Origin of the sequence: Paraburkholderia sp. SECH2 (genome assembly GCF_030464795.1) — a bacterium.
Classification (GTDB): domain Bacteria; phylum Pseudomonadota; class Gammaproteobacteria; order Burkholderiales; family Burkholderiaceae; genus Paraburkholderia; species Paraburkholderia aspalathi.
In genome coordinates, this window is record NZ_JALPRH010000005.1 from 129,534 (window position 1) to 154,679 (window position 25,146).

General features: G+C 61.9%; 23 protein-coding genes. 10 read left to right on the forward strand and 13 right to left on the reverse strand.

All coding sequences use genetic code 11. The annotated features are described in order from the left end of the window. Nucleotides 1–87 precede the first annotated feature (87 nt). Both M0D66_RS11685 and M0D66_RS11690 read left to right on the forward strand, forming a co-directional pair. Nucleotides 88–813, forward strand: a complete 726-nt coding sequence (locus tag M0D66_RS11685; RefSeq protein ID WP_093635779.1) for a pirin family protein — start codon at nucleotides 88–90, stop codon at nucleotides 811–813. A 96-nt stretch (nucleotides 814–909) separates the two neighbouring features. Then, nucleotides 910–1,323 carry a DoxX family protein gene (locus tag M0D66_RS11690; protein WP_054035376.1) on the forward strand — a complete coding sequence of 138 codons (414 nt, stop codon included), beginning with the start codon at nucleotides 910–912 and terminating at the stop codon, nucleotides 1,321–1,323. 88 nt (nucleotides 1,324–1,411) lie between these two features. Here the strand turns inward: M0D66_RS11690 and M0D66_RS11695 are convergent, their stop codons facing one another. The 5 genes from M0D66_RS11695 to prpR all read right to left on the reverse strand — a co-directional run bounded on the left by M0D66_RS11695 (nucleotide 1,412) and on the right by prpR (nucleotide 8,374). After that, nucleotides 1,412–2,566, reverse strand: coding sequence for an alkane 1-monooxygenase (locus tag M0D66_RS11695; RefSeq protein WP_093635781.1), 1,155 nt, complete (start codon nucleotides 2,564–2,566; stop codon nucleotides 1,412–1,414). A 480-nt stretch (nucleotides 2,567–3,046) separates the two neighbouring features. Then, nucleotides 3,047–3,634 (reverse strand): hypothetical protein, encoded by a 588-nt coding sequence (locus M0D66_RS11700; RefSeq protein WP_211706685.1) that lies wholly within the window; start codon nucleotides 3,632–3,634, stop codon nucleotides 3,047–3,049. A gap of 285 nt (nucleotides 3,635–3,919) precedes the next feature. Continuing rightward, the gene (gene ahpF, locus M0D66_RS11705) at nucleotides 3,920–5,512 is read right to left on the reverse strand and encodes an alkyl hydroperoxide reductase subunit F (protein ID WP_093635785.1); all 1,593 of its coding nucleotides are present in this window, start codon (nucleotides 5,510–5,512) and stop codon (nucleotides 3,920–3,922) included. Between the two features lie 152 nt (nucleotides 5,513–5,664). After that, nucleotides 5,665–6,228 carry an alkyl hydroperoxide reductase subunit C gene (gene ahpC, locus M0D66_RS11710; RefSeq protein ID WP_093635787.1) on the reverse strand — a complete coding sequence of 188 codons (564 nt, stop codon included), beginning with the start codon at nucleotides 6,226–6,228 and terminating at the stop codon, nucleotides 5,665–5,667. A gap of 148 nt (nucleotides 6,229–6,376) precedes the next feature. Next, the gene (prpR, locus tag M0D66_RS11715; protein WP_211706686.1) at nucleotides 6,377–8,374 is read right to left on the reverse strand and encodes a propionate catabolism operon regulatory protein PrpR; all 1,998 of its coding nucleotides are present in this window, start codon (nucleotides 8,372–8,374) and stop codon (nucleotides 6,377–6,379) included. 170 nt (nucleotides 8,375–8,544) lie between these two features. On the opposite strand from prpR, the gene M0D66_RS11720 reads away from it, so the two are divergent. The 4 genes from M0D66_RS11720 to M0D66_RS11735 all read left to right on the forward strand — a co-directional run bounded on the left by M0D66_RS11720 (nucleotide 8,545) and on the right by M0D66_RS11735 (nucleotide 12,574). Beyond that, the gene (locus tag M0D66_RS11720; protein ID WP_211706687.1) at nucleotides 8,545–9,426 is read left to right on the forward strand and encodes an oxaloacetate decarboxylase; all 882 of its coding nucleotides are present in this window, start codon (nucleotides 8,545–8,547) and stop codon (nucleotides 9,424–9,426) included. Between the two features lie 274 nt (nucleotides 9,427–9,700). Beyond that, nucleotides 9,701–11,137 carry an MFS transporter gene (locus M0D66_RS11725; protein ID WP_211706688.1) on the forward strand — a complete coding sequence of 479 codons (1,437 nt, stop codon included), beginning with the start codon at nucleotides 9,701–9,703 and terminating at the stop codon, nucleotides 11,135–11,137. Nucleotides 11,138–11,251: 114 nt separating this feature from the next. Next, entirely contained in the window at nucleotides 11,252–11,686 is a 435-nt protein-coding gene (locus M0D66_RS11730; protein ID WP_211706689.1) for a GNAT family N-acetyltransferase, read from the forward strand. 240 nt (nucleotides 11,687–11,926) lie between these two features. Further along, on the forward strand, nucleotides 11,927–12,574 hold the full coding sequence (locus M0D66_RS11735; protein WP_093635796.1) for a cation diffusion facilitator family transporter: 648 nt from the start codon (nucleotides 11,927–11,929) through the stop codon (nucleotides 12,572–12,574). Between the two features lie 6 nt (nucleotides 12,575–12,580). Here the strand turns inward: M0D66_RS11735 and M0D66_RS11740 are convergent, their stop codons facing one another. Then, the gene (locus M0D66_RS11740) at nucleotides 12,581–13,462 is read right to left on the reverse strand and encodes a 2OG-Fe(II) oxygenase (protein ID WP_200651876.1); all 882 of its coding nucleotides are present in this window, start codon (nucleotides 13,460–13,462) and stop codon (nucleotides 12,581–12,583) included. A gap of 108 nt (nucleotides 13,463–13,570) precedes the next feature. After that, the gene (locus M0D66_RS11745) at nucleotides 13,571–14,050 is read right to left on the reverse strand and encodes a nuclear transport factor 2 family protein (protein WP_211706690.1); all 480 of its coding nucleotides are present in this window, start codon (nucleotides 14,048–14,050) and stop codon (nucleotides 13,571–13,573) included. A 264-nt stretch (nucleotides 14,051–14,314) separates the two neighbouring features. Here M0D66_RS11745 and M0D66_RS11750 point away from each other — a divergent pair, with 264 nt between their 5' ends. Beyond that, nucleotides 14,315–14,965 (forward strand): hypothetical protein, encoded by a 651-nt coding sequence (locus M0D66_RS11750; RefSeq protein ID WP_244869769.1) that lies wholly within the window; start codon nucleotides 14,315–14,317, stop codon nucleotides 14,963–14,965. Between the two features lie 149 nt (nucleotides 14,966–15,114). Then, nucleotides 15,115–16,467: a DUF2325 domain-containing protein gene (locus M0D66_RS11755; protein ID WP_266210779.1), complete on the forward strand. Its 1,353-nt coding sequence runs from the start codon at nucleotides 15,115–15,117 to the stop codon at nucleotides 16,465–16,467. Nucleotides 16,468–16,490: 23 nt separating this feature from the next. On the opposite strand, the gene M0D66_RS11760 is transcribed toward M0D66_RS11755, so the two are convergent. The 3 genes from M0D66_RS11760 to M0D66_RS11770 all read right to left on the reverse strand — a co-directional run bounded on the left by M0D66_RS11760 (nucleotide 16,491) and on the right by M0D66_RS11770 (nucleotide 18,126). Beyond that, nucleotides 16,491–16,814, reverse strand: coding sequence for a winged helix-turn-helix domain-containing protein (locus M0D66_RS11760; protein ID WP_093636141.1), 324 nt, complete (start codon nucleotides 16,812–16,814; stop codon nucleotides 16,491–16,493). Nucleotides 16,815–16,941: 127 nt separating this feature from the next. Then, nucleotides 16,942–17,526 carry a nitrogen fixation protein NifQ gene (locus M0D66_RS11765; RefSeq protein WP_244869771.1) on the reverse strand — a complete coding sequence of 195 codons (585 nt, stop codon included), beginning with the start codon at nucleotides 17,524–17,526 and terminating at the stop codon, nucleotides 16,942–16,944. A gap of 111 nt (nucleotides 17,527–17,637) precedes the next feature. Next, a complete protein-coding gene (locus tag M0D66_RS11770) occupies nucleotides 17,638–18,126 on the reverse strand; it encodes a molybdopterin-dependent oxidoreductase (RefSeq protein ID WP_093635806.1) in 489 nt (162 codons plus the stop codon). A 242-nt stretch (nucleotides 18,127–18,368) separates the two neighbouring features. Here M0D66_RS11770 and M0D66_RS11775 point away from each other — a divergent pair, with 242 nt between their 5' ends. Continuing rightward, nucleotides 18,369–19,247 carry an extracellular solute-binding protein gene (locus M0D66_RS11775; RefSeq protein WP_211706691.1) on the forward strand — a complete coding sequence of 293 codons (879 nt, stop codon included), beginning with the start codon at nucleotides 18,369–18,371 and terminating at the stop codon, nucleotides 19,245–19,247. A gap of 28 nt (nucleotides 19,248–19,275) precedes the next feature. Beyond that, complete coding sequence (locus tag M0D66_RS11780; protein ID WP_211706692.1) at nucleotides 19,276–21,114, forward strand: ATP-binding cassette domain-containing protein; 1,839 nt, start codon at nucleotides 19,276–19,278, stop codon at nucleotides 21,112–21,114. Nucleotides 21,115–21,135: 21 nt separating this feature from the next. Here M0D66_RS11780 and M0D66_RS11785 read toward each other — a convergent pair whose 3' ends face one another. The 3 genes from M0D66_RS11785 to M0D66_RS11795 form a co-directional block, all read right to left on the reverse strand. Next, on the reverse strand, nucleotides 21,136–22,578 hold the full coding sequence (locus tag M0D66_RS11785; RefSeq protein ID WP_211706693.1) for a nicotinate phosphoribosyltransferase: 1,443 nt from the start codon (nucleotides 22,576–22,578) through the stop codon (nucleotides 21,136–21,138). A 123-nt stretch (nucleotides 22,579–22,701) separates the two neighbouring features. Next, complete coding sequence (locus M0D66_RS11790; RefSeq protein ID WP_200651893.1) at nucleotides 22,702–23,313, reverse strand: isoprenylcysteine carboxylmethyltransferase family protein; 612 nt, start codon at nucleotides 23,311–23,313, stop codon at nucleotides 22,702–22,704. 376 nt (nucleotides 23,314–23,689) lie between these two features. Continuing rightward, nucleotides 23,690–23,929 carry a hypothetical protein gene (locus tag M0D66_RS11795; RefSeq protein WP_211706719.1) on the reverse strand — a complete coding sequence of 80 codons (240 nt, stop codon included), beginning with the start codon at nucleotides 23,927–23,929 and terminating at the stop codon, nucleotides 23,690–23,692. Between the last annotated feature and the right edge of the window lie 1,217 nt (nucleotides 23,930–25,146).

The window sequence follows — 25,146 nt, forward strand, 5'->3', positions numbered from 1 at the left end:
AACCATCCTGATTGACCTACACTGTCATTCATGGATCGCGGCCAAACATCCGGCCGGATCGCACAACCGGAAACAAGGAGAAATACGATGCTCGAAATCAGACACGCCAATCAACGCGGCCGCGCGGAGCACGGCTGGCTTAGCTCGCGTCATACGTTTTCCTTCGCGAACTATCACGATCCGAAGCAGAACGGCTTTTCCGACCTGCTCGTGATCAACGACGACCGTGTCGCACCAGCGCAAGGATTCGGCAAGCATCCGCACCGCGACATGGAAATTTTTTCGTACGTGCTGGAAGGCGCGCTGGAACATAAGGACACGATGGGCACCGGCTCGGTGATCGTGCCTGGCGACATCCAGTTGATGAGCGCGGGAACCGGCGTCGCGCATAGCGAATACAACCATTCGAAGACCGACCCGGTGCACTTCATGCAGATCTGGATTGCGCCGGCGCAGAAAGGCACCACGCCGCGCTATCAGCAACGGCGCTTTGGCGCGGACGAGAAGCGTGGAGTGCTGCGCCTCGTGATGTCACCGGACGGTGCGAACGACTCGCTGGTGCTGCAACAGGACGCGCGGGTCTATGCCGGTCTTTTCGACGGTGACGAAACTGCGCGCCTCGAACTGGCCAGTAATCGCTATGCTTATATTCACGTGGCGCGCGGCAGTGTCACGGTAAACGGCGTCGAGCTTGGCGAAGGCGACGGCGCGCGGGTCCGCGGCGAAGAAGCCCTGACCTTCACGCAAGGTCACGACGCGGAGGTGTTGGTGTTCGATCTGCGTAATATTGAAGTATCGGAGTTGTGGGCTTAAGCGGCTCAATCCTGTCGTTAGATCTGGCCGGCTCAAGCGTGGCTCGCCGCGAAGTTTGCGGCGAACCGCACCGTCCCTTACCTACAGAGAAAAATCATGCGCTATACGCTATTTGAAAACCAGAAAGACACGGTCCTTCTCATCGCCCGCATCCTGTTGATGGTGCTGTTCGTGATGTTCGGCTGGTCGAAGCTGACCGGTTTTTCCGGCACCGTCGCTTATATGACGTCTACCGGCGCGCCTGCGCCTGAGTTGTCGGCGGCCATCGCCGTCGTGATGGAACTAGTGGTGGGCATCGCGCTGCTGGTGGGCTTCTATACGCGGCCACTTGCGTTGCTGCTGGCGCTCTATACGCTCGGCACCGCGATCATCGGCCACCACTACTGGAACATGACGGGCGCGGTGCAATACGACAACATGATCCACTTCTACAAGAACATCAGCATCATGGGTGGACTGCTGTTGTTGTGTGTGACCGGCGCCGGCAAGTACTCGATCGACCGGCGTTAAAGCCACGCTGCCGCAGTTCGATAAACTCGATAAAAAAAGCCGCCCGACACTGCCCGGGCGGCTTTTTCTTTGCAAGAAGCAATCCACGTTAGCCGGCAAACTGCGCCAGCACGCGCTCACGAATGGCCGGCCGGATATTCGACTGCGCCATGTTGCCTTGATAATGCGCGACCACACGCGGGTTCATCACGCGGAACCACAGTGGCGGCACGTACGCGAGCATGATCATCGTCGCGTAACCGGAAGGCAATTGCGGTGCGCCATCGAAATGACGCAGCGCCTGGTACGAGCGCGTCGGATTCGCATGATGATCGGCATGACGCTGCAGCTGATAGAGAAACAGATTCGTCACGATGCGATTACTGTTCCATGAGTGCTGCGGCTGGCAGCGCTCGTAACGGCCGCTCGCGAGTTGCTTGCGGCCGAGCCCGTAGTGCTCCAGATAGTTGACCACTTCCAGCAACGAAGCCCCGTACGCTGCCTGAATCAGCAGAAACGGAATCACCGCTTTGCCGAACAGCGCGATCATCGCACCCCATAGCACTACCGTCATGGCCCACGAGTGCAGGACTTCATTGCGCCATGTCCAGGGCGATTTGCCGAGGCGTTCGAGCCGATGCTTCTCGAGACGCCACGCCGACGCGATGCTGCCGAATACCGTGCGCGGCAGAAACCGCCAGAATGATTCGCCATAGCGCGCGCTCGCCGGATCGGGCGGCGTAGCGACGCGCACGTGGTGTCCACGATTATGTTCAACGAAGAAATGGCCGTAGGCGACCGGCGCCAGCGTGATCTTGGCGAGCCATCGTTCGAAGCCATCCGTCTTGTGACCGAGCTCGTGCGCGGTATTGATCGATACGCCAGTCGCCGCGCCCAGTGAGAGCGCAAAGCCCAGATAGTCGTACCACGTCAAGGCGTGCGTGCCGACGATCCACAGCGCGCCGAAGAACGACACGTATTCGATGAAGGTAGCCAGATAGACCACGCGACGGTAATAGCGCTCCCGTTCGAGCGTGGCGACGACTTCCTCGGGTGGATTGCTCGGATCGTCACCGATCAGATAGTCGAGCACCGGGATAATGCCGAACACGAAGATCGGCCCGAACCACCAGAAAATATGCCAGCCAGTCTGCAACGCCAGATTGGCCGCATGCAGCGGCAAGGTGATGGTCAGTGCGCCCAGCAGCCACAGATAGCGCTTGCTGTCGACCCACCGAGCGGGGGCCGCCTGCGATGTTGCCATTGTCTCCCTCCTTGTTTTATGTCGCCTGGCATCGGCAAGCTGCGCGCTTGCGAGCCAGTACGCATGTCGGCGGGACCGTGCCCGACTCCCAGATTTATATGGCCTGACGGGTGGGATAGCCAAGGAATTAGCCCAGGTGGGAGGCTCCAAACGAAGGGGCTGTTGATGGGGCGTTCGGGGTGGGCGTTGAGCGGGTGAATGAAACGGGTGTTTGGGTGCGGCAAACGCTGCCTGCGAGTTGCAGCCCAGCGTGGGCCTCCACCTGCTGCAGTGCGTCGCGCCCTCGGCCGCTTGACCGCGGCTGGTCAAATTCATATAATCAGACCTCAAAACTACGTACGAGCGGGTGTGAAAAACGTAGCGCCGCCCGGGTCACCGGGTTCCACCTGGAGTGGAAATTTCACCGCAAGGTGAATAGAGAGTCCCGCATGCGACGGCTGCCGAAAGGCAGCCGTTGGTTTTTGTGGCTTGCCATCGCGGCTAGGGGCGTATCTTGCGCCCCTCATACGTTGCCCGCAGCAGGGTTCTGAACGCAACCTTTTTCGCTTGCCGCTGACGCTTCGTCAGTTCTTTCTCAAGAAGATAGGCAGACTGAACTCGTAGAATCAGACGCTGCTTTCTTGCCCTATCCTTCTCCACTTCAAAGAACACGGCGTATAGCGACGATGTGCCATCGGCATTCGTTTGCTGCAGCGTCATGAAGTTCGGCTGCTTTTCGTCGGCGACGACAATTGGGCGCTCACCCATCGTCACAACCAAATCCCGCAGCAGGTTCTTCGACAACTCATAGCGGACCGGATCAAGAACTCGCTGCTCACGACCGTCGTTATAGATCTCGACGCTCGGAATTTCAGCGCGCACTCGTCCATCCCGAGCAAAGCTGCGGGAAAAGCAATGACACGAGAACATCACGAGCACGGTTATCGCGCAACCCCGACCAAGGTCGCATTTAAAGGCAAAAGAATCGAGGTGACTCAGGTCCCACGTCGTCCCAAGGTGAACAACGGGTTGAAAGCAGTGAGTGGCATATTCGGGCGATTCAAACACTTGTACTTCAAACTTCGGCATAGATAATCGACGGCTTTGGATCGGTCAATATTCTACGTCTGTCGAAGTCGTTCGTTTTCCGAAATAACACTGTCAAATGGCATAGGAATCTGAGCTTTTTTCAAAGCACACTCAAGACCTCCGAGAAAAGCGATTCCTCAGCAGGGCGGCGGTCAGATTGTCCTGACAGACTGCCGTCCCATCCTTCGCTCAGCCAAAAACAAATCCCGCTCAAAAGCGGTCCTGATCTCACCGCAAACAAAAACGGCGGCCCTCAGGCCGCCGTCCATTACGCACACAACACCATCAAGCTGTCGCTTCAGTTTCCACTTCGCTCACCACTTCGTCCACGTCGCTGCTACGGATCAAATGATCGAACGCGGAGAGCGATGCCTTCGCACCCTCGCCCACAGCAATCACGATCTGCTTGAACGGAACGGTGGTTACGTCGCCGGCGGCGAACACGCCCGGCACCGAAGTCGCGCCACGTGCATCGACGATGATCTCGCCGTGCTTCGACAATTCGACCGTGCCCTTCAGCCATTCGGTATTCGGCACGAGACCGATCTGCACGAAGACGCCTTCGAGTTCGATGCTCTTCGTTTCGCCCGAACGCAGGTCCTTGTAGACCAGACCGTTGACCTTCTTGCCGTCGCCGGTGATTTCCGTGGTCTGTGCCTGCGTGACGATCGTCACGTTGGCAAGGCTGCGCAGCTTACGTTGCAGCACTTCGTCGGCACGCAATTGCGCGCCGAATTCGAACAACGTTACTTCGCGGACGATACCCGCGAGATCGATCGCCGCTTCGACGCCCGAATTACCACCGCCGATCACCGCAACGCGCTTGCCCTTGAACAGCGGACCATCGCAGTGCGGGCAGTAAGCCACGCCATGGTTACGGTACTCGCGCTCGCCTGGCACGTTGATTTCGCGCCAACGGGCACCTGTTGCCAGAATGATCGTCTTCGCCTTCAACACCGCGCCGTTCGCCAGACGCACCTCGTTGATGCGGCCCGGGATCAGCGCTTCAGCGCGCTGCACGTCCATGATGTCGACTTCGTAGCTCTTCACGTGCTGTTCGAGCGCCGTAGCGAACTTCGGTCCTTCGGTTTCCGTTACGGAGACGAAGTTCTCGATCGCCAGCGTATCGAGCACCTGACCGCCGAAGCGTTCCGCCACGACACCCGTCGCAATACCCTTGCGCGCCGAGTAAATCGCCGCAGCCGCACCCGCCGGGCCACCGCCGACGATCAGCGTATCGAACACCGGCTTCTTTTCCAGTTCCTTCGCCGCACGCGCACCGGCATTGGTGTCGAGCTTCGCGAGGATTTCCTTCACACCGCTGCGGCCCTGGCCGAACACTTCGCCGTTCATGAACATGGTCGGTACCGCCATGATCTGGCGCGCTTCGACTTCGTTCTGGAACAATGCGCCGTCGATCGCCACGTGGCGGATGCGCGGGTTGATCAGCGCCATCACGTTCAGTGCCTGGACGACTTCCGGGCAGTTCTGGCATGACAGCGAAAAATACGTTTCGAATTGATAGTCGCCGTCGAGACTGCGGATCTGTTCGATCACCGCGTCTTCGAGTTTGACCGGATGGCCACCGACCTGCAAAAGCGCGAGGACGAGCGACGTGAATTCGTGCCCCATCGGAATGCCTGCGAAACGGATACCGGTTTCCTTGCCCGGCTCGCCGATCGAAAACGACGGCTTGCGTTCGCTGTCGCCGCGACGTTCGACCACGGTGACGCGCTCCGACAACGTCGCGATATCGCTCAGCAATGCCAGCAGCTCTTGCGATTTCGCGCTGTCGTCGAGCGAGGCGACGATCTCGATAGGCCTGCTAACCTTTTCGAGGTAGGATTTCAACTGAGTCTTGAGATTGGCGTCCAGCATGGCTATTCGATTCCGTGACGAGGGGTGTTGGATCCCGGGCGCCGCACGCATCCGGGTAGGAGGCGTGCAGTCCGGGGACGTGCGGACCGCTGTATCAAGCGGTCCGCACGGCGATGCGCCGTGAAGCGCGTACTGCGAAAGGCTTTTAAACCTTAGATCTTGCCGATCAGGTCGAGCGACGGCGTCAGCGTTTCTGCGCCCGGCGTCCACTTGGCGGGGCAAACTTCACCCGGGTGAGCCGCGATGTATTGCGCAGCTTGCACCTTGCGCAGCAGTTCGCCAGCGTCACGGCCAATGCCGTTGTCGTGAATTTCGGCCAGCTTGATTTCGCCTTCCGGGTTGATCACGAACGTGCCACGCAGTGCCAGACCTTCTTCTTCGATCAGCACGTCGAAGTTGCGCGAGATTGCCAGGGTCGGGTCAGCGATCATCGGGTACTTGATCTTCTGGATCGTGTCCGACGTGTCGTGCCATGCCTTGTGCGTGAAGTGCGTATCGGTCGAAACGCTGTAGATTTCGACGCCGAGCTTTTGGAATTCGGCGTAACGATCTGCCAGGTCGCCCAGTTCGGTCGGGCAAACAAACGTGAAGTCAGCCGGGTAGAAAACGAAAACCGACCACTTGCCCTTCAGGCTCTCTTCAGTGACGGTCTGGAAGTCGCCATTGTGATAAGCCTGTGCCTTGAACGGTTTGACTTGACTGTTGATGATCGGCATTTACTGAGTCCTCTTTCGGAGTGGTTGGAAAGTGGAGTCAGTATGTCAGACGTCGCTTAATAGGTAAAGCGGTGTGTTTAAATTATTTCAATAGTTTATTGCTATTTGACTGGCTACCGGTGACTATTGCGTTGCACAAATCCTGGGATCAGTCTCTCATGAGCCGCCAGAGGGTCGTGCGGCCGATTCCCAGCGCCCGGCTTGCTGCAGCGCGATTGCCGCCAGCCTGTTCGAGGGCCCGAACGACATCCTCGCGGGTGGGTGAGCGACGGGCCGAGAGGTCGCCGGCGGCGTGGGCAGGAGCCACGGCTCCAAGCACGTCCGCGGCTGTCTGCCGCATGCGCCCAAATTCCGGAAACACGGCCTGCAGATCCTGCCACTCCTCGCTGGCCGAATCGCTCAGATAAATCGCGGCGCGCGCCAGCAGATTTTCCAGTTCCCGTACATTGCCGGGCCACGCATAGTGTTCGAACAAGGGTGTGAGGAACGCCAGCACCCGTTCGAACGCTGCGCCCGACAGCCCATACTGGAGCGCGCTGCGGTTCAACAAATGCCGCGCCAGTTGCGCGACATCGCCGCGTCTTGCGCGCAGCGGCGGCAATTCTATCTGAAGCAGATTCAGCCGGAAATACAGGTCCGCGCGAAACGCACCCTGCTCGACCAGCGCGTGCAGATCGCGATGGGTGGCGGCAATCACCCGCACGTCGACGGGGGTCGCGCGCCCGGAACCGAGCTTCATGACTTCGCGCTCCTGCAACACCCGCAGCAGCCGGCTTTGCAGCGCCGCCGGCATCTCGCCGATTTCGTCGAGGAAGATCGTCCCGGTGTGGGCGATTTCGAATAAGCCCGGCTTGCCGCCCCGGCGCGCGCCGGTGAACGCACCTTCCTCGTGACCGAACAGTTCGCTCTCGATCAGCCCTTCAGGAAGCGCCGCGCAATTGAAGGCGACAAACGGATTGCCGCGCCGCCGGCTGGCATTGTGGATACCCTGCGCGACCAGCTCCTTGCCGGTGCCGCTTTCGCCGCTCAGCAGCACGGTGGCGTCGTGAGCCGCGCCTGCGCGGGCCAACCGCCGCGCCCGCTCCAGAGCCACCGAACTGCCGATCAGATCGTCCAGATGGTGCCGCGCGACCAGATGCTTCGGCCGCTGGCTGGTACGCAGCGAGCGGTCGATTCGTTGCGCGACCAGCGCGTCCTGCACCGTGACCACCGAGCCCGAACGCACGCCTTGCTCGAGGATCGGCACACAGTTGACGATCAGCGCGCGGCCGCCGATCTGCTCGATACGCTCCTCGACCGGCAGGTCATGCTCAAGCGTCTCGCGCAGTAACGGGCCGACAGAGCGCGTCAATTGCGCCGGAACGTCCTGTTCGCGGTCGAGGCCGAGCAGGTCGAGCATGGCCGGATTGACGGCTTCGAGCTGGCCGGCGTCGTCGAAGGCGGCCACGCCATCGCGCAGATGGGCGACGATCGTGTTCAGGCGCACCCGCTTCGATTCCTTCTGGCGGCTCACACGCGCCAGCTCGACCGAGCGCTCGAACGCTTCTTCGACCGCGCCGAGCGAATACAGGAAGACGCCCTCAAGACCGGCTTGCTGGGCAAAATCGCAGGCCATGCCGGGGCCGATGATGACGCTGCAGCCCTCTGCGGCGAGGCCCGCAACCGCGAGCCGCACTTCATCGATCGAACGGTAGGCGCGCTGTTTCAGGCCGACATTCAGCCATGCGCTCAGGTCCGCAAGTTCGTGCGAGATGGTTTCGTGCAGGACAAGGCCGATCTTTGCGCCGGGCCAGGTGGTCGTGGCGCGGGTGATTGCGCTCAGTACGTCGAAGCCGTTCACCTTGACCATCACCACCGGCACGCTCAGGTTGTCGCGCAGGTAGGCGCCGTTCGATCCGGCTGCCAGCACGACATCGACCGAACCCGCGTCCACATAGGCTTGCAGGGCCGTGACGGCGGCGCCATAACCTTCCCGGACCGAAAAAAATCTGGCCCGCCCGGTATAGCGCGGCGCGACCGTCTCGCAAAGCGATTGCAACCGGCTGATACTGACTAGGGCGACGCCTGGTCGGCCGGAATTGGAACTGGCAAGGGACGACGTGAACGTGGACACTGCGACACTCCGCTCGTAGCTGAAACGTTCCATGAAACGTTTCGTGGAACATATTGGCTATTCTGCCACGAACAGCGGCACGGCCCCTTTCCGCCTAAGCTTTTGATTGTCCGGCACAAATCGTGAAACGCGGCAAATGGCATGCTTCCTGCAAATTGAGCTCAGCGTTCTATCACCCACTTCCCATCTGGAGAGACACCGTCATGAGCACTTCCGCTAATCGCCGCGCCGCGTTCCGCGCCAAAGTCAATCAACGCCAAGGCCTGCTCGTGCCGGGCGCCTTCAATGCGATGAGTGCGCGCGTGATTGAAGACGCCGGCTTTGAGGCGATCTACATCACGGGCGCGGGCGTCACGAATATGTCGCTCGGGCTGCCCGATCTTGGCTTCATCGGTCTCGCTGAAGTCGCCGAGCATTGCGCGCGGATTCGCGACGCGGTCGCGCTGCCGCTGATCGTCGACGCCGACACCGGCTTCGGCAACGCGCTGAACGTGCGCCAGACCGTACGCGTGCTCGAGCGCAGCGGCGCCGACGTGATCCAGTTCGAAGACCAGATCATGCCGAAGAAATGCGGTCACTTCTCCGGCAAGGAAGTCGTCAGCACGAGCGAGATGGTCGGCAAGATTCGCGCCGCCGTCGACGCCCGCGAAGACGGCAATCTGCAGATCATGGCGCGTACCGATGCGGCTGCCGTCCACGGCATCGAAGACGCGATCGAGCGCGGCCATCGTTTCATCGAGGCCGGCGCGGACATTCTGTTTGTCGAAGCGACTGAATCGCTCGCCGACATCGAGCGCCTGCCGGGCCTGTTCGACAAGCCGCAACTGATCAACCTCGTGATCGGCGGCAAAACGCCGGTGCAATCGCGTGAAGCGCTCGCCAAGCTCGGCTACGGCATCGTGCTGTACGCGAACGCGGCGCTGCAAGGCGCGGTGCTCGGTATGCAGCGCGCACTCGGCACGTTGAAAAGCAATGGCCGCCTCGATGAAGACGCGACGCTGGTCGCGCCGTTCAGCGAACGCCAGCGCCTTGTCAACAAGCCGCTGTACGACAAGCTCGATCGCGAATACGCAGCGAAGGACTGAGCGGCAAGAAAGCCGTGTTTCCGGCGCGGCCCCGCCACGCTGGCGCCGCGCACCGCTGTCTGCAGCGGCTTGTTGCGTTACGATGCAGAGCTGGCTGACGCCAGACAGGCCGCGACCTCGTTGCCCGTCCATCGAGGAATGCCGGAAACACGTTTTCAAAAGGTTGTCGCAAGAACATGAAGTCATCACAATCGCGCGGGACACGCCGGCACGCTAAGGACGCCAAACGCGTCATCGAATCCACCCGCAGCAGCTACGTGTCGAGGACGGCGCCATGACCGGCGACACACGTAATTCACATGTCGGCTGGCTGCCGTACATCGTCGCGGCCACCTTCTTTATGGAGTATCTCGACACCACGGTGATCGCCACTGCTTTGCCGCAGATGGCGCACTCGTTCGGCGTCGGGCCGAACAGCCTGAGTCTCGGCATGACGGCCTACATGCTGGCGCTGGCGATTTTCATCCCGGTGAGCGGTTGGGTTGCCGACCGCTGCGGTTCGCGCACGGTGTTCTTCAGCGCGATCGGCGTATTCACGGTGGCTTCGGTGTTGTGCGGCTTGTCGCAGAACGTGACCGAATTTACCGCCGCGCGGCTGCTGCAAGGCATGGGTGGCGCGATGATGGTGCCGGTGGGCCGTTTGATCGTGGTCCGCAGCACGGAAAAGAGCCGGATGATGCAGGCGATCTCGACCATCACCTGGCCGGCCATTGCCGCGCCGGTGGTTGGGCCGCCGGTCGGCGGCTTCATCACCACCTATGCGTCATGGCGCTGGATCTTCCTGCTGAACGTGCCGTTCGGTCTGGCAGCGATGGCCGTTGCACTCGCGCTGGTGCCGAACCTGCGCGGCACCGAACGCAAGCCGCTCGACGTCGTCGGCCTCCTGCTGAGCGCCACAACGCTCACGGCGATTCTGTACGGCGCTGAACTGGCGAGCCAGCCCGGCGAAAATCCCTGGGTGGCGGGCGCGTTTATCCTGGGCGGATTGCTGATGGGCGTGGTGGCGTTCCAGCATGCGAAGCGGCACCCGCATCCGCTGATCGACGTCTCCACGCTGAAAATCCCGACCTTCTCCGTGACTGTGGTAACCGGCTCGTTCACCCGGATCGGCATTGGCGCGGTGCCGTATCTGATGCCGCTGCTGTTCCAGATTGGTTTCGGGTTGTCGGCGTTCAAGTCGGGCCTGTTGCTGCTCGCGAGCGCGCTCGGCAATCTCGGCATGAAGGCGCTGACCACGCGCATCCTGCAACGCTACGGTTTCCGCATGGTGTCGATTATCGATGTGGCCGTGGCCGGTGTTTTCATCATTGCCTGCGGGCTGTTGACGCCGAACGTGCCGCTCGCGCTGGTGCTGTTCGTCGTGTTCATCTACGGCGTAGCGCGCTCGATGCAATTCTCGACGCTTGCCACCCTCGCCTACGCTGATGTCGCACAACCGCAGATGAGCGCCGCCAGCACGCTGTGGAGCGCCGCCGCGCAGATGACGATCGGTCTGGGCATCGCCTTCGGCGCCGTCTCGCTGCGCGCGGCGGCGTTCTTCAACGGCGAGACGACCGGCCGCGTATTCACCCTGGACGATTTCCGCCTCGCGTTCCTGTTTGCCGGCGTGCTGACGCTGGTGTCCGTGACCGGCTACCTGGGCCTCGCGCGCGACGCCGGACAGAGTATTGGCGGCGGTTCGCGCGGCACCGAAGATCCGGCGAAGGGCTGAGCTCGCAGCGGGCCGGAAGGATGAAAAGGTTTGAAGCGGAGTTGAAGCAGCGGCGCAGTGCCCAACCGGCACCGCATCCTTTGATTGCTTGATCAGAACCAGCGGGGACGCGCAGTGCAAGCGAACGATTTGACGATTTCGAGCAGCAAGGCCGACCTCGACATAGAGATGGTCTACGCGTTTCTGTCGCAGGAAACGGCGTGGGCGAAGGGCATGCCGCGTGAGACGTTCGACCGGGCGATAGCGGGGTCGCTATGTTTCGGCGCGTATATCGAAGGCAGGCAGATCGCGTTTGCCCGCCTGATCACGGACCAGGCAACATTCGCCTACCTGTGCGATGTATTCGTGCTGCCGGCGTACCGTGGCAAGGGATACGCGTCGGCGTTGATGAAGCATGTATTCGGCAGCCCGTCGCTGACCGGTTTGCGCAGAATTGTGCTGGTGACGACAGACGCTCACCACGTCTACGAACCGCACGGCTTTAAGGGATTGGCAACGCCGGAGCGTTATATGGAAGTGCACAACCCGGACGTTTACAAGACGGCTTAAGCGGAGCGCGGGCGGCTGCTGACGGGACCGCCTATTGACATAGCACGCGCGCAGGCCGGGCGCCCTGTTCGCCTACGTCCGGGCGGACGAACTGCTCCTGATCGCCGGCAGCCGTTGCAACACTGTCATCTGCGCGCCACGTTCGACGGGTACTTTTCGGCGACAACATAACCCGTCCCGACCCGATGCCACAGCCTACCGTGCGCGACAGCCACAGCCGCACCACACAAGGCGGCCGCCTTGCTTAAAGCCGCCTCCACCAGTGCGCTGCTCAACGCCTTTCTCATGGCGCTGCAGATTGCCATCGGCCTGACTGCGCATTCGGACGGGCTGGTCGCGGACGGTGTCCACACCTTGAGCGACCTGGCCGCAGACGGCGTCGTGCTGATCGTGCTGTACCTCAGTTCGAAACACCTGAACGCAACGCCGCGTGAAGGGGACGGCAGCACCACTCAAGCCTTGGCATCCCTCTTCATCGCCGTCCTGCTGATTGTTACGGCAGCCCAAATGCTCTGGCACAGCATCGGCCAAACCGCCACGTTGAGCGGCAACACGACCATGCAAGTCGGCGCGCTCGCCGTCAGCGGCTTCGTCACGATCGCCAAGGAAATGCTGTTCCGCTACCTGCGTGCCGAAGGCCAGCGCACCGGCTCGGCGATTCTGCTGGCAAGTGCATGGCACGCGCGAATGGATGCGGTGTCGGCGCTGGTCGCGACATTGGGAGTGGCCGGCAGCATCGCGGGCATGCCGATGCTCGACCACGTGGCCGGCGCGGCGATCGGCCTGATGATTATGCGCATGGGCTGCGTCGGCGCGCGCAGCGCATTGAAGCAACTGTTAGCAGCCGGTGATCCGGGAAAAGCAGCCGCACCGCACGCAGCCGAATAGCGCGTCTCAGCCGTACGCGCGCTCGCGCATCCACTTCGTCATGATCCATTTGTCGCCGCCGAGCACCGGCGCGCCGCCGTGCAAGGTCAGAGGATCGAGTTGACGCTGGCCGTTCATATAGCGGAAATACACCGCCCCACCCTTGACCGCCGCGACTGACATGCCCGCTTCCGGGAAGATCGTTTCGCCACCATCGGGCACGTCGTTCAGATAGATCACCAGAGTCGACACGCGCTGGCCGCCCTGGGCGGTGTGCACCGCGCTGCCGGGCTGATCGGGCGGGAAATAATCGAAGTGCGGGCGATATTCGCCGGTGGTGCCGTAATGCAGAATCTGCAGCCCCTCGCCGTTTTCAACCGGCCAGTTCATCAGGCTCGAGATGCGGCGGTCCATCTTTTCGATGAACGCGTCTTCCCCGCGCTGGTACCAGATGCCTTCGCTGGTGCGGTTGCGGATCACGTCTTCCTTGCCGGTGGCGGGATTGACCGTGGTTGAGCGTTTCAATCGATGACGCGAACGCTCGATCATCTCGTCGCATTCGTCGGGCGAAAGCACATCCCCGAACACGATCACCTGGGGCCGCTCGCAGCGCATCAACACGCGGACGTCGCGATCGTGCGCACGGATCACATTGCCGCGTGCAACGGGCGACTCGTCGTATTGGTAGGTTTGTGGCGAGGTTTTGACGAGAGCAGCCTCGGTCGCTACGGCCTCCGACGCCGCTCCTGCGTCGGCCGGGCTCATGCCGAACGCTTTGCGCACTTCCGCGCGCGCGGCTTCCGTGGCGAAGCCGGCTTGCACCATCGCGTCGATCATCGAGTCGATGCTGCAACCGCGCGCTACGTTGCTGCTCAGCCACGCTTCCCATGACGCATCCACTACCGGCATAGAACTCCCCGCTTGTCGATATCACGAAATACTGCATCAACTGGCCGGTTCATAGCAAGACTGGGGTATGCGCCGGGATGCCCCCTGGTCGGCCCCGGGGCTCACCCGTTAAGCGCTGCGCTGCCGGCGTCGATAGAGGTCGAGGCCTTTTCTCGCCTGCGCCCTGATCGCGCCCTGTACGAACGGTGTCCAGCCGAGCAGCAGGCCCTTGAATCCTAAAGCCTGACGGGCCCAACGCCAAAGGTCGAAGGTATCGCGATGTTCGACGATGCGGCCGTCGCGGAACACGAAGCGGGCGTCGATGCTGTTCACCACCGTGCGGCCCGTCTGACTGAACGTGTAACGAGCCACCCAGTGGGCGCGGCCGTTGAGCGCGTCCGCTTCGACGCCGTCGAACGTCAGCGAGAAGTCCTGCGCGCGCGACACCAGCATGCGCCACATGTCGCGGGCCTCTTCGCCACGCAGCTCGCCAAAGGCCGGATCGCTGAAGACCACATCGTCGGCATAGCAGCCAGCCATCGTTTCCGCGTCGCGTTGCTGGAACGCGGTGTAAAACCGCTCGATCAGTTCGGTGTTGGGATGGCTCATTTTCTTGTGTTTATGCGTTACCCGGGCAGCCGGTCGTGGAAACGGCCCGGAAAGGAGCGCGCGCCTGAGCGCGCACGCTGCACACGATATCGGAAAATGGGGCCGCCGGGTCGGCGACGCCCACCCGGTAAAACCGCCGCGGCTACCCTCACGCCGCCTTTCGTTATATCCTGTCGAATATCACGGTATGCTTTTGTGCAGCGCAGCGACCCGCCCGCCAATCGCGTACGACCAAGCGAAACAAGCAAGCAGGAGCCAGCAGCAGTGCCTAGTCGATCCACATCGCGACCCACATTGCGATTCCCGTCGTCCGACCCGGCGGGACGTCGCCCGAAAGGACTTCCGTCGACCATCGTCGCGGTGAAATCGGCGTCCGAACGTGGCCGCGCCGAACTGATTCGGGATGTCGTCGATGCTTACCGGCGCCTTTACGGCAGCGTGCAGCGCTTCGTGCTGATGCTGACGGGCGACCAGTTGAACTTCGCGTCGGTGGGCACGTCGGGTTCGCACTCACTGAACCAGTTGCTGTCGATCCTGGCCGAACAGGCCAAGGCGACGGCCTTTGCCCGTCTGCGCGATCTCAAAGCGTCAATCGAAGAGGCGCGCTCAGCCGAGCAACTTCGCGACGCGATCTTCTCGGATGCGTTCAGCAACGACCTGGCCGCATTACGCAAGGTGGTGGCGGAACTCGAACGGCTCGATACCGCGTTTATCGGTCTGTGCGTCGGGCATGTTCTGGATCAGCATGCACGGGCAGCCGGCGGCGCAGCGCCGGCCGTCACCCGTCGCGCCGCCGGCCGCACCACCGCGGCAGTTCCCGCCGCCGGTGCCACCACTGCTTCTGTCACCGCTTCAGCCACGATCACGCAGCGCAAATCACGCGCAGAGCGGACGCTCGTCCACCCGAACGACTAATTCGTCATTGCCGCATATGAACGTTTTCTTTCGCCGATCGCTATATCTTTTCGAATATATCGCCGATATCAGCAGCAGCGCCTGCATGGCGCGGATGTCCAGCACGCACGTTCAGTCAGCCTGACGCCAGATCCGGATTCGAGGTCCTCATGCACACGCCGCCGTTTCGTCTCGCCCAGCCTTCGCGTCTCAAACTGTCCGGCGACGAGCTTGCCGGCGCCGGCTTGCGCGTAGCCGATCCGTGCTGCACGCCCGCCAAGGAGTCGTTTTCGAACACCAAACGGCGCGCGCGCCTCGCCGAGCTCGATGGCCAGCTGCATTGCTCGATCATCGGCACCTGTCTCAGCACGCATGAGCTGCGCAAGCTGGTGCCTAAATTTACCGGCCTCGATCGCCGGGACGCGAGCGATCTGGAGATTCATCACTCGGCAGTCGAACTCGCGATCGATGGCGGCGCGGGCGCCAAAGCCCTGCACAAGTTGCTCGACGAGCACTATGCGGTGGCGATCCGCCGTTTCGACAAAGCCGCCGACGATGTCGAGTTGCTGAAGCTCTGGGACGAAGCGCTGAAAAGCGGTGAGATCCCGCCGGCTTACTGGGCCCTGATGACGCATCCGTGCGCGACTCTGCATGTGCGCCAGAAAGCGTTCGGTGAATTGCACATGCTGTCGCATCTGGTCGGTGCGGCGAATCGCGCGGACATCCGCAGGCTGGTTGCGCTCGAAGCGGAAAACGCCGAGTTGAAAGAGAAAGTCGAGCGGCAACAAAGCCGCTTGCAGGAACTCAGCACGCAGCGCGACGCAGCGATCGCCGCGCTCAACGAGCAGATCGCGCAACTCACCGCCCTCGCCACACGCCAGACGCCGACGGATCCTTCCGATCTCGAAGTGGAGATATCAAGGCTGCGCGACAAGCTCGCCGACAGCGACCAGCGGGTGGCGTTGCATACGAGCCGCCGTGAGGCCGCTGAACAGCGCGTGCTGCAAGAACAAGGCGCGGCACTCGCGTTACGCAAGAGCCGTGATGAAGCGTTGGCGCAGCTCCTGTTGGTGCAGAACGAATGCGACGCGCTGGAACGCGCGACGATGAATTCAACGGACGGCAACCATGGCGCGCAGATGCGGCAAGCCAGCCTCGACAGCGTGCGCGGCAAACGGATTGTCTACGTGGGCGGCCGCCCAAGTTCGAATGCCGCGCTCAAGCGGCTGGTGGAGGCCGCCGGCGGCGATTTCGTGGTGCACGACGGCGGCGTGGAAGATCGCAAAGGTCTGCTTGCCGCCGCGCTGCCGGGCGCGGATATCGTCGTGTTTCCGGTCGACTGCGTCGATCATGATTCGATGAATACGCTCAAACGGGTGTGCGAGCGCCATCAGATCGACTATCACCCGTTGCGTACGGCAAGCGTGGCCAGCTTTGTGGAATTGGTGGACCGGCTGCGCCCCGAGCATCTTGCCCAGTTGGGCAATCCGTCGCCCTCGGCGTTTTGCCTCCGCCACGGCTGAGCGGCGAGTACGAGGGGCCGTTCTCAGGAACGAATCAGCCGGGTCAACTCGGCGATCTGTTTCGCGCAGCTTCGCTGGGCCTCGTCTTCGACATCGCGGTACAGATGAATGATGCGTTCGCCGACCGGCGTTAGCGTACAACCGCCGCCGCTTTGACCGCCCTGCTCCGAGTGCGTGGCAGGCGTTTTGAGCGAGCGGTTCAACTCGTCGATCAGCAGCCAGGCGCGCCGGTACGACATGCCGAGGCTGCGCGCCGCAGCCGAGATCGAGCCGTACTCGCGCACGGCTTCCAGCAGTTCGACTTTGCCCGGTCCGAGCGCGACAGCGTCGCCGCTGCGGATGCGCATTCTGAAGCGCACTTCGGGGCGTGGTTTCGCGGATTTTGTCGCGGGGCTTGGTTTGGTTTTCGCGGTATCAGCCATGCGCGAAAGCATACACGAACCGTCTCGCGCTGCCATCCTGGCTGAATGGCCTTCATCGGCGGTCGGGAAAGCAATGCCCATAGTCTTCGCAGCCCGGACAACCGGGTGCCGGGCCGGGCTGAAGCCCTAAGGAAAACGCGCGTTGCTGAGCGAGGAATTTCTTCCAGCGCAGATTCTCGACATTCAGCAACACGAGCGTGGGGAAATAGCGCGTCAGCATCCATGTGACTTCTTCCCGGCCCGCAAGACCGAGGTCACGCCATAGGTGATCCGGCCGCAAGCATGCGTGAGCGATGATTGAGGCGAGGCAGCGAGCGTCGTTCGTGTCGACGGCGGTACTGGCGTACGTGAGCAGGAGTGCGTGCAGCGTGGAGACGAATGCCGCGTGTTCGCTGGTGTCGACAGGTGGCAATGCGGGCAAGGAGGCAAACACGGGCGCAGAGGCACGCACAAAGTGCCGCTCCAGCAGCGCGCGCCACGCTGGCTGCGACAACCCAAGCAACACAAGTTCGTCGCGCACGTCGCGCGCGGCAATCAGCTTGGCGAACAATCGCGTATCGGGTGACGCGGGGTCCGTGGCTGCAACCAGCCACTTCGCCGTGCGCTCGGCAATCCGCGCATCGAGCGACGCGAACAGCGGTTCGGGGCTGGGCGCGGCAGGTTCCGCAACAGGCGAAAGCGGTTCGTCAGACATGGCGGCAGCACGATGAAGAACATCGAACCATATTACGCTCGTCATTCGAATCGCCTACGCCAAAGGCTTCAAAACATGCGCTTCGATACGCGCGAGCCGTTTGACGTGGCGTGGCGCGGGCAGAATATCCGAGCCGGAAAACAGAATCGGCACACCGTCTTCAGCGTCGAGAGCGCGGCCGTCGCATTCATACGCAACGAGCACGTTCTCGCCGATCGGCGTGTTGAACAGTTCGTGCCATGAGAATGTCACAACGTAGCCATCGTGTCCCACCGCCACGAACACCGTCCGCTTGAACTCGCCCGGCACCTCGTTCGGCAAACCTGCTTCCGAGATCAAGGTCGTCAGACGCACACCGCGATAAGGCTCAACGCTACGAATGAAACGATTCGTCGTGTAACAACGCAAATCGAATGGCCTGGCTAGCACGCTTTCGTAACGCTTGAGCCGCTCGAGGTCGAAAGACAGCGTCCGCTGGAACCGTCCACTCAAGACGAGCGCGCTTTCAACGGCAGGCGCGGCAATCACATTCACACTATCCATACGCGGTTATCTCCAGCATTGAAGCCTGACCAGGTTGTCCACCCGTTATTTCCGTGTGTATATTACGCTGCGATGGCCGCCTCGGTGCAAAAGCGCATCGATACGCAATATATCGCCAGGCATATCGGCCACTCCGCCGGCGGTGTCCACATCCATAGACCACACAGAGCGCGCAGCATCCCACAACGCAACGCGATGGCGTCGTAATATAGCGCTCTTAATAACGCATCGGGGTTAATCGCATGATTCGCAAGCTGCTTGCATCTTTCGTGGTCGTCGCCGGCGTGGTGACGGCCGTGCCCGCCTTCGCGCAGGACGACACGGTCAACGTGCTGTACGCCGGTTCGCTCGTCAACCTGATGGAGCGCAGCGTCGGGCCCGCCTTCGAAAAGGCCACCGGCCAGCACTTCCGCGGCTACGCGGCGGGATCGAACAAGATCGCCAACGAGATCAAGGGCAAGCTGCGCCGCGGCGACGTGTTCATCAGCGCGAGCCCGAAGGTGAACACCGGCCTCATGGGTCAGGCGAACGGCGATCACGTCACGTGGTACGTGAACTTCGCCGAATCGCCGTTGATGATCGGCTATAACCCGCAAAGCAAATTCGCAGCGGACTTCAAGAGCAAGCGCTGGGACCAGGTGTTGCAGGAGCCGGGCATCCGCATCGGCCGCACCGATCCGAAGCTCGATCCGAAGGGCGCATTCACCGTCGAGATGATGACGAAGGCCGCGGAGCTCTACCATCAGCCGGACCTCGTCGAGAAGACGCTGGGCGACGCGGAAAATCCCGCGCAGGTTTTGCCTGAAGAAACGCTGGTGGGCCGTTTGCAATCTGGCCAGCTCGATGCCGGCTTCTTCTATTCGACCGAAACGTCCGACCTGAAAATTCCGGCGCTCCGTCCGGCGCCCGAATTGCAGGCCAAAGCGAGCTACACGCTGACGATTCTCAGCGACGCACCGAACCATGCGGGTGCCAGCAGCTTCGTCGACTTCCTGCTGAGCGCGCAAGGCCGCGCGTTGCTCAAGCAACACGGCGTGGACGTGATCAAACCGACCATTTCCGGCAATGTGCAAGCCATGCCGCCTTCGGTGCAAGCCGTGATCGACGCCGCCGCGCAATAAGGCGGTGGAACAAGCAGTGGAACAGGCGGTGAAGCGGTCCGCCGCGCGGCCGTTGCTATGGCTGGCCGCGCTGCTTGCCGTCTATTTGTGCGCGCCGTTTATCGCGAGCGTGCCGCAACTCGGCGCGGCCGATTGGCCGAATGTCGATTGGCGCGCGGTGTGGTCGGCGGTCGGCATCTCGGCGGCGAGCGCCAGCGTGGCCTCGTTCGTGATTCTGCTCGGCGGCGTGCCGCTCGGCTATCTGCTGGCGCGCTCGAACTCGCGCAAGATGGCGCTGCTCGGCTTCGTCGTTCAGTTACCACTTGCGTTGCCGCCGCTCACGAGCGGCGTGCTGCTGCTGTTTCTGCTTGGGCCCTATAGCTGGGTCGGCCGCTTCACCAACGGAGCGCTGACGGATTCGTTTGCCGGCATCGTGCTCGCGGAAATCTTCGTGGCCGCGCCCTTCCTGATCATCGCCGCGAAATCCGCGTTCGCCGCCGTGGACCCCGTGCTCGACGACGTGGCCGCGACGCTCGGCCATCATGCAGGCAGCCGATTCTTCCGCGTGATGTTGCCGGTTGCGTGGCCGGCGATTCGCGCGGGACTTGCGCTGGCCTGGTTGCGTGCGTTCGGCGAATTCGGCGCGACGGTGATGGTGGCCTATCACCCGTATTCGCTGCCGGTGTACACGTACGTCGTATTCGGTGGCCAGGGCCTGCCGGCGATGATGCCGTTATTGCTGCCGACGCTCGCGATTGCGATTGTCTGCGCGGCATTGTCGATATATAGCCTTCGGCAGAAAGCCTCGCTCGAACAAACCGAAAACGGCGACGACGCGCTGGAACCCGGCACGGATCTGACGACGAGCCGGGGCGAAACTTCCGACCTTCGCCTCGCCTTTCATTTGCAGCGCCGATTAGGCGCGTTCGAACTCGACATCGCATGGGCGCCTGCCACGCGGCGGCTTGCGATCATCGGCCCTTCGGGATCCGGCAAATCCCTCGCATTGCGTCTGATTGCAGGGCTCGAATCCAACGCAGCCTGTTCCGTCCGGCTCGGCACAACCGACTTGAGCACACTGCCGCCCGAGCGCCGCCAGATCGGCTACATGCCACAAGACTACGGCCTGTTCCCGCACATGACGGTGGCGCAGCAACTCGCGTTTCCCGTCGACGCCGACGCAGCCAGCGCGCGTTACTGGCTCGATCATCTCGGCCTCGCGCAACTGGTTGCGCGCTTGCCGCATCAATTGTCGTTCGGTCAGCGGCAACGCGTGGCGCTGGCACGAGCACTCACGCGTCACAGCGAATTGCTGCTGTTCGATGAGCCGTTCGCGGCGCTCGATACGCCCCGGCGGCGTCGTTTGCAGCAGTCCCTGCGCGCGTTGCAGCGCGAGATCGCGGCGGTGACGATCATCGTCACACACGATCCCGACGAAGCGGCTCTGCTTGCCGACGAAGTGCTGGTTGTCGAACAGGGCCGCGTGCTGCAGGCGGGTTCCATCGATGAGGTGTTCGAACGGCCGGCATCGATGCGCGTCGCCGAACTGCTCGGCTTGCACAACGTCGGCGAAGGTTTGATGACTGCGCCCGGGCGAGTCGAGATTGGCAATGGGTTGACGATCGCGACCGGCGATAGCGGTTTTGCGATTCCCGCCGGGCAACGGGTGATGTGGCGCATCTCGTCCCACGCCGTGCTTATTTCACCCGGCGGCGCCTATTCCGGCAAGGTGGACGCAGTCGAATTACGGCGCGGCGAGCGGTATGTCCGTCTGAATATCGCGGGGGTGCGCTTCGACATCGCGAACGAAGATGCCCGCTTGCGGGAAGGCAGCCCTTGTCGGATTGACGTTGATGCCAGAGGCTTATCGGTCTGGTATGTGAGCTGACATGTTGGGCCAAACAGCCGGCTAACCTTCAGCCGCGTGAGCCCTCTTCCTGATTTCAGAAAACGCCGCGTCGACGAGCAATTTTCCAGAATCGAAAACCGTGACGAGCGCCTCGTCCCAATCCCCTTCAACGGTACGGTCATCCCACGCCACCGGTAGCGTCACTGTCCGATACTCGCTTGTGTGACGATTCACCAGCAACGTAAGCCGCCCTTTCATCGACCGCTTGCCGGCATCTGTGACCGGGTCCTTGCGTACGTCATGCCATTCATCGCCGAGCCGGATGGCCGAACACTTCATGGCGAAGCGCTGTGTATCGCGGTTGATCTGCTGCAACAACGCGCCGCCCATGCCGAAGACGATGTTGTCTGCCGCAAAGCCGGCCTCATCCATGGCCGCAAGGATGGCCCCGATCGAATCCGGATTCACGCCGTCGCCCTGAATCACGCGCACGTTGTTGAGCACGCGCCGCCCCTTGCCGTTCACCGTCGAACCGAACGACGCCTCGAGCGCCCGCATGGTCTGCAGGACAATCGTCAGCGGATCGCCGGAATCAGGCCGGATCACCAGCGTGCCGCCGGAGTCGAGCACGACCTGCTTCAGCGTCGTGCCCCAAACCTCGAGCGCGGCGAACAGGTCGTAGGAATCGGACACCACCGAAACGATCGCGCCAGGCTTGCCGAACTTCGCGATCATGTTGCGGAATGCGTCGGTCTCACGCTCGCGCCCCCATGAGGTGATCGTGCTGTGCTCCGCGGCCGGCACGGAAAACGCCGCCATCGGTTCGTTGTAGTAGTGGTTTGCCGCAACCACACCGAGCACCGTATCCGAGCCCATGAAACTGACCAGATGCGCCGAGCCGCCAATCGCCGCCGACTCCGCACTCGACACGCCGCGCGCGCCGAAATCGTGCAGCTTGAACGGCAATTGCGTGAGGTCGTCGCTGCTCTTCTCCAGATACGCGCGGATCGTGTTGCGCAGATGCCAGCTTTGCGTCGCGACCGTAATCGGATACCACACGCGCAGCAACATCGTTTCCAGATACGAGGCCAGCCAGAATACCTCGGGATCGTCGCATTCGACCGTGACCAGAACGTTGTGCGTGGGCACGACCGAGCCTTCCGGCACCGCGCGAATCCGCACGGGCAGATAGCCCTCATGCTGCTGGACGATGTAGCGCCAGCCGGCTTCGTTGAACGGTTCGCCATGCGCCGTGAAGAACGCCTTCGCCTGGTCGATCATGGCCGGCGTGATGGGCCGGCACAGATACTCCTTGATCAGCATCTGCAGGCCGAAGAACAACGTGCGGTCGTAGCGCCCGCCGCGCGACTCGATGTATGAAAACATCGCCGACGCTTCCGGCGGATACTGCAGGTAGTGCGACGCCTTGTACGAATCCGTGTTGAGGATCGGATTGGACAGAATCGACGCCATGTCGTGGAACGGGTTTGGATCGCTTTGCATGGATGATGTGGCGCTCGTGCGGATCGATCAGAGGTAGTCAGGCGGATTGGGGGTTTGCCGTTTAGCGCCGCTCATTGCGGCTCATTGCGGCTTGCACCGCGAGAAAAACTACACGATACACCGTCAAAACACGCCCGGAATCACCCGGAACCGCACCTTACCCCTGTACGTCCGATACCGCTCGTCGTCGGACAGGAGCCGCTCCTCCCGCACAATGCGTCCAACCTGCAGCGCAAACTGGCATCCGTAGACAATCACGTTCTGAATCCCGAAGTTCGCCAGCAAGAACCCCACGTCCGTCACGAAATACCCCAGATACATGGGATGACGCACGAACCGGTAAGCCCCGCGGGAAACGACTCCGCGATTGGCGGGCAAAATGCCGAACGACCTGCGCAGCGACACCTTCGCGAACAGTTGCCACAAAATCCCCAGCAGCTGCAGCGAAGCGCCGGCCGCCTCCGGAATAAGTTGGGTGCCGGGCGAAAGCCGCACCGCAAGAAAATAGAACGTGCCGCCCACCGAGCAGATGAAAGCGAAAGGCGTCCAGTCACGGTGCATGGGTACCCGCGCAAACAGCGACAACCCCAGGGTCATGAACGCACTGACCACCAGCAGCAGCAAGGTGATCCGTGTGGGCGCCGCGAGCCATTGCTTGACCGCGGCGTAAGTGAAGAGACTCAACATGAGCGCCGCGGCGACGCGCGCGAGGATTTCGACCAACGCCTCACGCATGCCGCCAGCCGGCGCCACGCCCTCTCCACCGTCGGCGCCGGGCGCCGCGCCCGCCGGACCCACGATCGTGGCATCCTGGAGACGGCCCTCACCATCGAATTCCCGCGAAGGTGTGGTCTTTGTCATTGCACACTCGTTTCGATATGCGAATTATTATTCAAGCCTGCTTCATGAAGGCTTCCGGTCCGTCAGTGTCGCAGCGTAGCAGTCACACCGGACGAATGTCCATATCATGCCACGCCCGCCTGAATTCGATTCTGGCGGGCGAGTTTCGGTGATCGGGTGGGTTCCGCGGCGGAATTGAGTTGCGAAGGCGGCGACGACCGGCGGCCTGAAGCCATCCGGCCGACAAGGCCGCGCCGATAACAGTCGAGATTCAGATGTAATCGTCGGGTCCGGCTGGGTCGACGTCCGCACCGCGCTCGCAGCCTCGTTCGGGCGACGGCGGCATCTCATGGATCGCGTCGCGCAGCGCATCGCGCTGAATCTCGGGTTGAGCCTTGCGTTTCATCGCCTCGGCGATCACCAGCGTGAACAGATCGGCCGGCGGTGCGGCGAACAAGCTACGCGGCCGTGCGACAAGACGCTGATAGGAGAGAACGGCGCCGTGCGCCATGGTGTGATGGTCCAGCCGCGGTGCGGCCAACTTGCTGATCGTTTTCATGACAACCCCCGAATGGTGAGCCATTTCAAGCCTGCGTCCAGGTAGGCCGTGCCCGCGCAATCGCGCCGGCACGGCGCCCAGTCCACCTCGTGAAGCGCGCCCCTCTATGGAGACTAAGACCATCCTCCCCGCATCGTCGCGCCGGCTGGTCCTGACCGTGCGCTGCCCCGCCCCTGCTCTGTGCTGTACGTCGCGTGCCCGCAATGTGCTCGAGCACGGTACCTGTCGCTATTGCGATCAATTTAATTTCGGCCATCAACGCCAGGTCCGTCCAGTCTGACGGAAAAATGGCGAGGTCAGCGTTTTACGTCGTCCGGTGAAGAATGACCGATGCTCCGCATCGACCATTCAGCCCACTTTTTTGACGTCCGTTTTTCAGTGGCCCCGCCACACCCTCGTAAGACACATTGGCTTCCCCGGCCGCGCTTACGAAGACGATGTTCACCGCCGGGCTCCGGCTGCTTTCCCCGAGCTACCGGAGCGGGCGGCAATGCATTCGCTTGTAAAGCTCCTATTGCAATGGCTGTGCCATGCGCTCTCAACCCCTTGATGCACGGTGAATTTCGCTGCCGCGCACCCCGCTGGACCCTGCCTCACGGCACACGTTGATTCGGATTTGACACGCGCGGCGTTCATCCTCCAACGCGCTGCAGAAGGATCTACCTGTCGGCGGGCCTGGACGCGCGCCTGGCCGCCCCCTGTCCGGCCACGCTTTGCGACGTAGCCCGGTCAAATATGCCGATGCTTCGGGCCACGAAACAGCTCTCGCAGCCCTTGCCCAAAATGTCGCAAGCTTGAGACACGGTGATTCGACGGTGCGGCATCCGTTGCACGACGACCACCCTGCGATTTGCAACGCTATGTGGGATTTCGCACATAACCGAGGTTGACCAACCATTTTTGAACCGCAAAAAGGCGCGTTAAAGCGGGAAAAACGTTTCTGAATCCAGATTTGTTTGTATGGCGCTCGAAAGCACTTTCGCTTATCGTTAAGCAATGCGCCACGTAGAGCGCGTCTGCCAGACCATGGAGGTAGAAAACGGCTTTTGTGATTCGGGGATGAAATAGTCAGGCGGCCTCACCGTTAAATGCTGTCCTGCTATCTGTCCGACGCGTAGCACCTCGCGGTTTATGCCGCCGCTCTGCGTCCCCGCCATTGCCGCTACCGT

Coding starts and splice junctions, on each gene's coding strand:
- M0D66_RS11685 (WP_093635779.1), top strand. CDS start 88: ATGCTCGAAATCAGACACGCCAATCAACGCGGCCGCGCGGAGCACGGC.
- M0D66_RS11690 (WP_054035376.1), top strand. CDS start 910: ATGCGCTATACGCTATTTGAAAACCAGAAAGACACGGTCCTTCTCATC.
- M0D66_RS11695 (WP_093635781.1), bottom strand. CDS start 2,566: ATGGCAACATCGCAGGCGGCCCCCGCTCGGTGGGTCGACAGCAAGCGC.
- M0D66_RS11700 (WP_211706685.1), bottom strand. CDS start 3,634: ATGCCGAAGTTTGAAGTACAAGTGTTTGAATCGCCCGAATATGCCACT.
- ahpF (WP_093635785.1), bottom strand. CDS start 5,512: ATGCTGGACGCCAATCTCAAGACTCAGTTGAAATCCTACCTCGAAAAG.
- ahpC (WP_093635787.1), bottom strand. CDS start 6,228: ATGCCGATCATCAACAGTCAAGTCAAACCGTTCAAGGCACAGGCTTAT.
- prpR (WP_211706686.1), bottom strand. CDS start 8,374: ATGGAACGTTTCAGCTACGAGCGGAGTGTCGCAGTGTCCACGTTCACG.
- M0D66_RS11720 (WP_211706687.1), top strand. CDS start 8,545: ATGAGCACTTCCGCTAATCGCCGCGCCGCGTTCCGCGCCAAAGTCAAT.
- M0D66_RS11725 (WP_211706688.1), top strand. CDS start 9,701: ATGACCGGCGACACACGTAATTCACATGTCGGCTGGCTGCCGTACATC.
- M0D66_RS11740 (WP_200651876.1), bottom strand. CDS start 13,462: ATGCCGGTAGTGGATGCGTCATGGGAAGCGTGGCTGAGCAGCAACGTA.
- M0D66_RS11745 (WP_211706690.1), bottom strand. CDS start 14,050: ATGAGCCATCCCAACACCGAACTGATCGAGCGGTTTTACACCGCGTTC.
- M0D66_RS11755 (WP_266210779.1), top strand. CDS start 15,115: ATGCACACGCCGCCGTTTCGTCTCGCCCAGCCTTCGCGTCTCAAACTG.
- M0D66_RS11760 (WP_093636141.1), bottom strand. CDS start 16,814: ATGCGCATCCGCAGCGGCGACGCTGTCGCGCTCGGACCGGGCAAAGTC.
- M0D66_RS11770 (WP_093635806.1), bottom strand. CDS start 18,126: ATGGATAGTGTGAATGTGATTGCCGCGCCTGCCGTTGAAAGCGCGCTC.
- M0D66_RS11775 (WP_211706691.1), top strand. CDS start 18,369: ATGATTCGCAAGCTGCTTGCATCTTTCGTGGTCGTCGCCGGCGTGGTG.
- M0D66_RS11785 (WP_211706693.1), bottom strand. CDS start 22,578: ATGCAAAGCGATCCAAACCCGTTCCACGACATGGCGTCGATTCTGTCC.
- M0D66_RS11790 (WP_200651893.1), bottom strand. CDS start 23,313: ATGCGTGAGGCGTTGGTCGAAATCCTCGCGCGCGTCGCCGCGGCGCTC.
- M0D66_RS11795 (WP_211706719.1), bottom strand. CDS start 23,929: ATGGCGCACGGCGCCGTTCTCTCCTATCAGCGTCTTGTCGCACGGCCG.